5 protein-coding genes and 3 pseudogenes are annotated in these 9,239 nt (G+C 41.2%); 1 reads left to right on the forward strand and 7 read right to left on the reverse strand.

Translation table 11 applies throughout. From position 1 onward, the window contains the following. Window positions 1–17: 17 nt before the first annotated feature. Complete coding sequence (locus HSISS2_RS10765; RefSeq protein ID WP_240472065.1) at window positions 18–107, forward strand: type I toxin-antitoxin system Fst family toxin; 90 nt, start codon at window positions 18–20, stop codon at window positions 105–107. Window positions 108–253: 146 nt separating this feature from the next. On the opposite strand, the gene HSISS2_RS03355 is transcribed toward HSISS2_RS10765, so the two are convergent. The 7 genes and pseudogenes from HSISS2_RS03355 to HSISS2_RS11645 all read right to left on the reverse strand — a co-directional run. Further along, window positions 254–442 carry a twin-arginine translocase TatA/TatE family subunit gene (locus tag HSISS2_RS03355; protein ID WP_008534622.1) on the reverse strand — a complete coding sequence of 63 codons (189 nt, stop codon included), beginning with the start codon at window positions 440–442 and terminating at the stop codon, window positions 254–256. 12 nt (window positions 443–454) lie between these two features. After that, window positions 455–1,183, reverse strand: coding sequence for a twin-arginine translocase subunit TatC (gene tatC / locus HSISS2_RS03360; protein WP_042766964.1), 729 nt, complete (start codon window positions 1,181–1,183; stop codon window positions 455–457). Further along, window positions 1,170–2,854: pseudogene (locus HSISS2_RS03365) on the reverse strand (FTR1 family protein). The gene tatC and the pseudogene HSISS2_RS03365 overlap by 14 nt, the downstream one beginning before the upstream one ends. Then, a pseudogene (gene efeB, locus HSISS2_RS03370) lies at window positions 2,832–4,035 on the reverse strand (iron uptake transporter deferrochelatase/peroxidase subunit). The pseudogenes HSISS2_RS03365 and efeB overlap by 23 nt, the downstream one beginning before the upstream one ends. A gap of 5 nt (window positions 4,036–4,040) precedes the next feature. After that, on the reverse strand, window positions 4,041–4,916 hold the full coding sequence (efeO, locus tag HSISS2_RS03375; RefSeq protein WP_240472066.1) for an iron uptake system protein EfeO: 876 nt from the start codon (window positions 4,914–4,916) through the stop codon (window positions 4,041–4,043). 237 nt (window positions 4,917–5,153) lie between these two features. Next, a pseudogene (locus HSISS2_RS03380) lies at window positions 5,154–8,865 on the reverse strand (pullulanase). A 115-nt stretch (window positions 8,866–8,980) separates the two neighbouring features. Continuing rightward, a partial coding sequence (locus HSISS2_RS11645) for an N-acetylmuramoyl-L-alanine amidase (RefSeq protein WP_240472048.1) occupies window positions 8,981–9,239 on the reverse strand: 259 nt, incomplete at its 5' end.

A 9,239-nucleotide genomic window follows, 5' to 3' on the forward strand; every position in this document is an offset into this window, starting at 1 on the left:
AGGTGAATTTGCCTATGATGGATTTACTATTCAAAACTATCATCGGACCTATTGTGGTCGGTGTTATCCTTCGTCTAATCGACAAGTGGTTAAACAAGGATAGATAGTGCTAAAAAAGACCCCGAGCTTATGTGGAAGTTAGCTTGGGGTCTTTTCTTGCCTATGATATAGACTTACTATTCAATACAAGAGTATTATGTCATAAAAGCTTATAATTGTCAAGAAACTTGAAGATATTCACTAAGTAGAGATCCTAGTCTTTAGTCTTGTCTTCTTCGTCTTTTTTATCATCATCGGTCTTATTTACAGCCGCTTTAAATTCGGATAGCATTTTACCAATAGATTGACCAAGTTCTGGCAAGCGTTTAGGACCAAAGATGAGGAGGGCTCCTAGGACAATGATGATAAGTCCTGGGGCTCCGATATCACGTAGAATTCCCATGAGATTTCCTTTCTATTTATCTTTATATTTTCTTTGTTTACGTTTATAAATGAGCTTACTAAGCGTTACGCTAACTTCATAAAGCAAGATTAAGGGTGCCGTCATGGCCAAGTCGCTAATAAAGTCAGCTGGTGTCAGAATGACCGCCAAAACTAAGAGAATAAAGTAAGCATAGCGTCTATAGTGTGTCAGAAAAACTGGTGTTATTATGCCGATAGATGTCAAAAAACTCACAACTACGGGAAGTTCAAAGAGAACAGCCAAAGGCACTGTCGTATGCAGTAAAAAACTGAGGTAGTTTTGCGCTGTAATTTGTGTATTAAAGAGCCCTTCGCCTAGTTTTAAAAGCACTTCTAAGATAGCTGGACTCACAAAATAATAGCCAAAAGCCAAGCCCAATACAAAACAGACAAAAGTTGCAGGTATATAAGCAAAGATTGCACGAGCTTCATTGTCCCTCAAACCTGGTTTCACAAACTGCCAAATCTGGTAGGTCGTGAAAGGCAAAGTGACCGTAAAAGCCATGAGACTTGCTAGATTAATGTAAATCCAAAGAATATCGTTAGGTCCTAGAACTAACAAAGGCTTGTCAAATCCTCTTGTCAAATAAGCATAGAGCTCCCCGGCGAACAACAAGGTGATACAAAAAACTAGGAAAAAGCAAATGACTACTGCAATGAAGCGTCTCCGAAATTCCACCAGATGCTCAACAATTGTCATCTCATCCTTATTTCTTACCATGCTGTTTCACCGTCACAAAGGCAATAATAACAATAAAGATCAGTTGTGGAATCAAGACTTCCAAGCTTGGATAGATACCAGCCCAATCAATGGTTGGGAAACCACTAATCAAATGATTAGACATCATATTAGTCAACTGAAGGGCATGAATGCTGACACCGAGCATCTTAAAGGCCAGGGCATAAATCAACCAAGTTAAAATAAAGAAGATACGATGTGGTTTAATATAGTGACTCGCTTTAGTCATAGCTACAGCAATGATAACAAGAACTGCAATGGCTAAACCAATACCAATCAAGAAATTAGCTGTCGTGATACGTGGGATAATACCAACATAGAAAAGGATTGTCTCGGCACCTTCACGGAAAACAGCCAAGAAACTGAGGGCAAACATTGACACAAAACTTCCGGTAGCTGTCACCGCCTTCATCTGACGATCCATAAAGTCATTCCACTGTTTAACTGAAGACTTGCTGTGGAGCCATATTCCGATAAGAATCATCATCGCAACTGCAAAGATACCAACGCCACCTTCAATAATTTCACGGTTAGCCCCAGAGGTCACAGCTGGAAAGACAACTTGCAAGATAACAGCTATAACTGCGCTGGCAAGAACACCAGCAAGGGCTCCGCCATAAACCCATTTGAGTCCCTTACGCATCTTGGCTGCCTTAAGAGTTGTCACAAGGGCCATAACGATGAGGAGGGCTTCTACTCCTTCACGCAAGAGAATCAACATGGCATCAAAGGCATTATAAGTAGCGCTAGTATCGATAGCAGATAAATCTGTAATTAAGGCTTGGAGTTTATCTTGATAAGCCTTTTCTTTCCCCTTAACCATGATAACAGGCGTTTCACTCTCCACACGTGTATAGAGGCTAGGATTAGTTGTGCTTACATCTCCTTCAATGGTTGGCCAGATAGTGATGAACTTCTTCATCGTTGCCGCAGCTGTTTTATCATCACCTGCTTGGAATTGACCTAAAGCCTTTTTCAAGAGTTTAATACCATCATTAAGGGTTAAACTTGAGCTTGTACTATCAAGAGGAACTCCCTTGATGAAGTCATCAATTCCACCCTTGAGATCATCATAAGATGACTGGATGCTGGTGAAATCAGTAGGCTCCGTCTCAATACTGCTTCGTAGAAGTGAAATGGCCGTCTCAATCTTACCGTAGTAAGCAGTACTATGGTCACGGACAACAGCTTCATTTCGTGTCCAAGCATTATTTAATTCACCGTAAGTTTTGCGGGTCGCGGCTAGGTCTTTAGCTGTGATGGCATCCTGTAAGTTCTTGAAATAAGGCTCAAGGCGAGTATTTAGTTTTCCTTCTCTGCGTCTAAATCAACAGGATTTTGCTCTTTTTCAAATTTAAGAAGGGCTGACGAGATAGTGGTTAAATCTTCTTCTGTTACATCTCCCTTAATATCAAGAGCCTTGCTGACTTCTTTACCAGCCTTGGAATCGTGATTTTCTTTAGTTTCAAAATCGGACTTAATCTCACCAACCAATTCCTTAGCTTTAGCTTGATCTTTATTTTGAACAGCTGTTGTTGCATCTGTGATTTTGATATAGAGATCACTATAGGATTCAGCAGCTACTGGATAAGTCCAGAATAAGGCCAGTAGCCCCACCAAAACGAGGAGTTTATTCAAAGAGTGCTTGACCAAGGTAGCCTCCTTTCTCCACCCCAGCAAAGCAAGCAAAGAGCCCGCTACCGATATGGGTGATGTACTCGTTCATCTTGTCTACAGCACCAAGATTGGTCTGTATTTTGACAAAACGGTCGGGGTCCTTCTGGTAGGCAATGAAAATCAAGCCTGCATCAAACTGGCCAGTTCTCTCATCAATGCCATCTGAATAGGAATAGGAACGACGTAAGATAGGAAGGTTAACTTCTTTAGCCAAACGGACATGCGAATCGACTGGTAATTTTGACAAATCTACTTCGTCAAACTCATTTTCTTGCCAAAGGGTGCGCCTGATTCCTTGTAACGACCAAAGGTGTTTTCCTGCTCCTGCAAATTGGTACGATCCCAAGTTTCTAGGTGCATCTGTACCAGACGAAGAGCCATATAAGAACCACCCTTCATCCAATCCTTACTGTCAGTCCAGACAACCTTGTCAAATTCCTTTTCTGTCGTAACATTGGCAGTACCGTCCTTGAAACCAAAGAGGTTACGCGGCGTTTCTTTTCGGTCACCAATCGCTGCAAAACCGGACTTGCTCCACTTCATAGTGATGCTATTACGACCTTTGCGGATGAGATTTCGGACCGCATGGAAGGCTACTTGCTCATCGTCGGCACAGGCTTGAATGACGATATCGCCACCAGTGTATTTGTCCTGCAACTGCTCCTTAGGAAATGGTGGCAAATCACGGAAGAGCTTGGGACGTTTAGATTTCAAACCTAATTTCTTGAGAAAGCTAGCAGAGACACCAAACGTCAGGCTCAAGCGATAGGGGTTCAGTCCGACCGTTTCCCCTGTATCTTTTGGTGGTAAGAACCCATTGGCACTATTTTTTGAACCAACTGCCCTTCGACTAATTTACTACTATAATCGGTCCAGTCTTTAAAGAGCTGGATGACTTCTTTTTTGTCCGTCGTGTGAAGATCTAATACCACCAAATAGCAAGCCTTCTGCATAGGAGTCGTAATCCCAGCCTGGTGTTTACCATAAAAAGTGATATCTTCATCACCATCATAAGCCTTTTTACTTGAACTATCCTGATTAGCGAAAAAAGCAGATGCACCAGAAAGACCAAGTGCAAGACCAGCCCCTCCAATACCTGCTTTTTTAAGAAATTCACGACGGTCCATTTTTCGATTTAAAAATTTTTCGTCAGTCATTTTTCTTATTTCCCATCTAGGATAACACCCATTTGTGATAATGGTTCACCAAGTTTCGTTACAGCTTCGGCCAATTCCTTAGTATCTGTTTCACTCAAATCAGTATAAGACTTATAGTTTTTATCATCAATCATGTGTTTGTTCAAAAGTCCATTCACATTCTTAAACTTTGTTTCCAAAGTCTTCACAAGCTTAGCATCTTTCTTCTCAATCAATGGTTTGAAGAGTTCAAAGATTTTTTCAGCCCCTTGAATATTGGCACGGAAGTCGTAGAGATCAGTGTGTGAGAAGACTTCTTCTTCACCTGTAATCTTTTGAGTGGCTACTTCGTTAAGAAGGTCTACAGCTCCTGTCAACATAATATCTGGAGTAACTTTAACAGTTGCAATTTTAGCCTTGAGTTCCTTGATATCCTTAACCAATTGATCTGCATAAGTCGCAGTCCCATCCGTCGTGTTGTCCTGCCACATGATGCGTTCAATACGGTGGAAACCTGACCAGCCGTCTTCTGATTTATTTTCATCCATGTAATCTACCAAACGGTAATCGATTTTCACATCAGACTCACCAAAGCTTTCTGCAATTGGTTCTGAACGTTCGTAAGCCATACGAACTAATGGGTATTGTTTCTTAGCTTCTTCAAGATTTCCTGACTTGAGAGTTTCACTGAATCCCTCAGTATCTTTCAAAAGCTGATCAATTTCGCCTTCTACGAAAGTCTTGTAATCACTTGTAGCCTGCTTCAATTGCTTTTGCTCACTGGCTGTGAGTTTTGAGCTCGTTGGGCTTGAATTACCAGATTTGGCACAAGCTGTTAACAAAAGACCTGATGCTAAAAGAACAACACCAAGTTTATTTAATTTTTCATGAATGCCTCCTATTTTCAAGATAGTGTGCGACATCTGTCGATATATATGTGAATCGCCGCTTTCATGTTTATGAAAAACGAACGATGATAAGTCAATAATGATCTCTCGTATGTAAGAGAACATAATTCTAAACTAACAGAAGAAACCTGCACTGTCAACGGTTTTAGCCTATTTAAGAACTATTCTAAAGAGCAGATAAGAATGATTCTAAATAAAAGAAAACAACAGGAAATAACCTGTTGTCACTTATTATTTCATCCGTCGTTTTCTAAGGAATCCTAGGCTAAGAATGCTTAGAAGACCTGCTAAAAAGAGTCCACGATTTGTCTTTTCACCAGTGGATGGCAGTTGCTTATCAGTTTGACGACTAGCTTCAGTCTTAGCCTGACCATTGCCATGATTAACAAGTTCAGCATCTCCAACAAGGTACTCTTGACTTGAGGTTTTAACAGTTGTTTTTGTTAACTCAGTATCTCTATCAGCAAATGACCCGTTCCTTTCAGAAGGCTGATCTACTGCCGCAGTTGGCGTCTGAGCATTGGTCAAACGAATAATAGTCGCTGTTAGTGGATCCAAGGTCAAGATGTGATTGTTGATTGTCACACCTGATAACTCACTAATGCCGGATAGATTGACTTGACTGCCATCTGCCAAAACCAGATAGGATAGGCCATTTGTAATCTTGCTCAAATCAAACTGACGAGCCTTGCTATCAGCATTGACATAGACCAGGTAACGATCACCATTGGAAGCAACAGTTTGGTATCCTAATACCAAATCTTCTTGAGCCACATTGTTCTGACCAGGAACTGTCAATAGCGTCACACGAGTATCCACATCTGCTTTTGATTTGAAATTGAAGGCATCTGTAGACTTACGTAAAGCGATTAACCCTTTGGTAAATGCACGTGTTTTCGTATTTTCTGGGAATAACTTAGTATCAGTAGCCTTAGTCCAGTCAAAATGGTTAACGGCGTCACTAGAATCATAAGAATCATGGATAAAGTACGGATAATCAAATGGATTGCCCTTTTCATCCACTAAGAGATGGGACTTATTCGGCACCTTGTCCTCAGACACAGGATAACGGTAGGCAGGATCACGGAACTGTTTGGTGCGACCGTATTCCTGACCAGAGTGAATAAATGGTGTTCCCTGAGCGGTCAAGACCATGAGGTTTCCTAAACGCAAGCGACGATGAATTTCAGCATTATTCTCAGGCTTGCTTGGATCCTTCTTGATTGATTGGGCGATAATATCAAAAAGGGTCAAATTATCGTGAGCAGCAATATATTGAATCACATCACCTGGAGAATCAGCCTCGAAGTTAGTTGGTTGTGCCTTGATATTGTCAAAAACCTTATTAATATCACGTTTGCCACCTGTGATAAAGGCAGGTGTCCCCTCGTTTGGATAACCTGATTTGAGGGTGTTTCGAATATCGTCTGAAAATACAGCTACGGTATCTGTGTCTTTCATCCAAGACTGATCGGCAGGCTGAACAGGGCTATTTTCATCGCCAGTATAAGTCACCCAGCCCTCACCAAGCATAATAAGGTTTGGATTTAGAGCGCGTGCTGTATGATAAGCTTGCTCGATACTTTCAGCATCATGATCACCCATCATATCAAAACGGAAACCATCCACCTTGTATTCCTTAGTCAATAAGCAATCGAATCAACCAAGACACGACGGCTCATATAGTGAGTTGTTCCAAGACGCCCTCCACCAAAATTCGAACGTGGTGTGCCATCAGCATCCATAAAGTGATAATAATTTGGCTCAAGATCCTCAAAGATAGCTGTCTTATCTGTATGATTGTAGACCACATCCAAGATAACTCCCATACCGTGATTATGAATAGCCGCAACTAAATTCTTGAATTCTTCAATACGTTTAGCAGGATCACTTGGATTTTCAGAATACATACCCGTCAAAGAGAAATAGTTTTGTGGATCATAGCCCCAGTTGTAGTTACTATTACTTGAAGCGTAGGTATCCAAACGCTTCCCATTTTGCATTTCATTAACAAAATAGTAGCTTAATACTGGTAAAAGCTGAATATGGGTAACACCAAGATCTTTAAGATAATCCAAACGCTCCGCAAAGGCTGCGAAGGTACCAAATTGGTGCTTCAATTCAGCTGAGATTGCTTTATCAGAGGTAAAATCACGGACATGAGCCTCATAAATGATGGCATCTTCTCGAGATTTAAAGTTAGGAATCTTAGCGTAATCAAGGTCTTTTGGTCCATAATTAGCAGGATCTACAAAGGCAGCCTTGGCAATCTTATGGTCAGGTCCCTTGCTGGCATCGTCACTATTCCAAGCAGCCAAAGACTTAGCATAAGGATCAAGAACGATTACTGACTGATCACCACGTTTAATGCGGTATTGATAGAAATAACCTGTTAAGTTTTCAAGACCAAGGTCAGTCGCAAGCAAGTCAGCTTGCCAAGTCCCTCGAGGTCCTTTGCTTAGGGCATGTTCAGCAAGCACCTTGTCTTGATTATTCTTATCATAGACAATGATATCTACTTGATCAGCACTTGGTGACCAAAGGGTCACATGTGCCTTACTACCATTCTCTTCTAGACGAGCACCCAATTCTCCATTATAACTATAGAGTGCATCCTTCAATTGCCAACTCTCAGACGTTTTAAAACTATCATTGCCCAAAGTGACCTTGTAAGGCAGATTTTCCGCAGCAAAATCACCTGTTAATGTAGCTTTTTTGCGTTTAGCATCCAACTCAAGCTGTTTAAGAGTTGCACTGTTACCATCCTTGTCTGTCACCTTTAGGTCTTTGAGAATGTCCTCAGATGAAACATCTTCTAAATTGGTGAAGCTAAGTTCGATTTGGCTTGGACTAAGCTGCTGAGCTCCAGTCAAACGTACATCCTTAACAAAATAAGGGTTGGTGTAGACTGTCGTATCAGTATCTCGTACGAAAAGCTGACGAGTTTTTTCAAGTCACTAAATTTATAATCATTTGGTTGAATTTTCACATCATCTCCTATTTTGCTCTCATCTAAGAGTAAAAATCCGATAGATTTAGCAGCCTCGGTTAGCGGAATGTCTAAATAAGCACCATACTTACCATTTGGTTGGAAATTGACACCATCAGGCCAATTACTTGGAGCGTCCTTAACATCACCCCAATACCAGACAGACTTATTACTATAGTCGCCATCCGTACGGAAATAATTGATACGAACGTGATCTTGAGGGATAGGTTGATAACTGTAAACTTGAAAATCCTTGTCAATCCAAGCCTCATTCATTTGAGGACTAAGAATTTCTACTGCTTTATCCCCTGAAAGGTTCGTTCCAGCAGCATTATTAATAAGGAAGCTAAGTTTTTTAGGTGTTGAAGACAACTTCACATCTAAATAGACGCCATAATCATCCTGTTTGGCTTCTGCAAATGAGGTTGCTCCTGTTGGCCAAGCACCCTTCTGAGATGATGGCGTCTCCACATCATCCCAAGTCCAAAGCCCAAGTGAAGCCTTGTCTGGACTTGGCAACTCTTGGAAATGCAAGCGAATAGTCCCTTCAGCAATAGGGTCCTCAGACGCATTCGTAAGAGTTTGACTATTATTAGTACCTACTGTTTTTGGCGTGTTTTCGCTAGTTTCAGTTAGCTTGGGAATCCCAGTACGGCCAGTATTTTCTTCTGGAAGAGAAACTGGCTCATTTTCTTTGAACACCGTGGCATTCTCAGCTGCTACAGGAGCTGTTGGCGTTTCAGTTACTAGTCCACTGGTAGTAAGACTAGGATCAGCTTGTTCTACCTGTGTGCTAGAGTCGGGCGTTGATACTGCTTCATCTGCTTTTACTCCTTGAACTGCAGCAAAGCTCAAAAAAATAGCTCCAATGGTTACAGAAGCCAAACCTAACTTGTACTTACGAAGACTATAACGAAGGACTTTTTCGTTATTAGATTGAGTATTTCTTTTCATTATAACTCCTTATGATAGCGTTTTCACATTTTCTAATATACCATTTAGATTACATTTATGCAAGCGTTTTCGCTCTTTGAAAATAAAAAGAGAACCATTAGATTCTCTCAATTTCTTAATTATAAACAGAATAATAACGCTTAATCCCTGCTACAATCGCATTAGCCAAAGTTTCTTGGTAAGCAGACGTCGTTAAGCGAGCTGCTTCTTGAGGATTTGACAAGAAACCTAGTTCTAGAAGGACTGCTGGGGCTGTTGTTTCTCGCAAGACCGCAAAGGTGCGACGCTTAACGCCCTGATTCTGAGCGCCAGTTGCGTTAATAAGGCTGGACTGGATAGCATTTGCCAGGGTATCACTCATGCTCAAACGAGTC

Origin of the sequence: Streptococcus sp. HSISS2 (assembly GCF_000448665.1) — a bacterium.
GTDB classification, from domain to species: domain Bacteria; phylum Bacillota; class Bacilli; order Lactobacillales; family Streptococcaceae; genus Streptococcus; species Streptococcus raffinosi.

Bases quoted from the DNA above. Each gene is read 5' to 3' on its own strand.
- HSISS2_RS10765 (WP_240472065.1), top strand. From the start codon at position 18: ATGGATTTACTATTCAAAACTATCATCGGACCTATTGTGGTCGGTGTT.
- HSISS2_RS03355 (WP_008534622.1), bottom strand. From the start codon at position 442: ATGGGAATTCTACGTGATATCGGAGCCCCAGGACTTATCATCATTGTC.
- tatC (WP_042766964.1), bottom strand. From the start codon at position 1,183: ATGGTAAGAAATAAGGATGAGATGACAATTGTTGAGCATCTGGTGGAA.